The organism is Vibrio sp. 704, assembly GCF_033339295.1.
In genome coordinates this window covers 1-556 of sequence record NZ_JAWOUH010000844.1, presented here as the reverse complement: position 1 = coordinate 556, position 556 = coordinate 1, and the positions used below count along the sequence as shown (strand labels likewise).

Sequence of the window (556 nt, the reverse complement as noted above, 5' to 3'; positions counted from 1 at the left end):
AAAGGGGGCGATAAAAAACTTGATAATCAAGTGTTTTATCGGATTGAGGCGGCAGTGCAATGTGGTAGTGGGATTAATTTAGTTGAACGCAGACAAGAGATATGGATTAAGGATTAACGCAATGAAAAAAAGAATAATACTTGGTGCTATAACCTACTCTTTGTTATGTGCTCAAGGACTTGCTGCTGTAACGTATGATCTAACCCCTACCGTTGATTGGGTCAGGGAGAAAGGGAGGTGGCAACGTCAATGGGTGCCTGTTTTTAGTCCATGCCCAACAAATGGTTATTATTCCAATGGCCTTTCTGTTTACGTGTGTCCTAGTAATGTAAATCTCTATTACGGTGATAATATTGTTACAGGGGGAAGCACCTCACAATTAGTATTACGTCGATATACATCTTTAGGTGGTGGAAATACTATCGGTAGCCCTAGCCATAATTTATCCTTAGATCTAAACCGTAATTCTTTTAGCGCTCACAATCTGTATGTGTATGGCCATGTTGATAACGGTAGTTATATACAACTAACTGATTCAACGATATTAGGCTCACTG

1 protein-coding gene is annotated in these 556 nt (G+C 39.6%); it reads left to right on the top strand.

Annotation, left to right across the window (positions count from 1 at the left end):
- Positions 1–121: 121 nt before the first annotated feature.
- The coding region (locus tag R7R24_RS29465; RefSeq protein WP_318120559.1) for a hypothetical protein at positions 122–556 on the top strand (435 nt) is incomplete at its 3' end.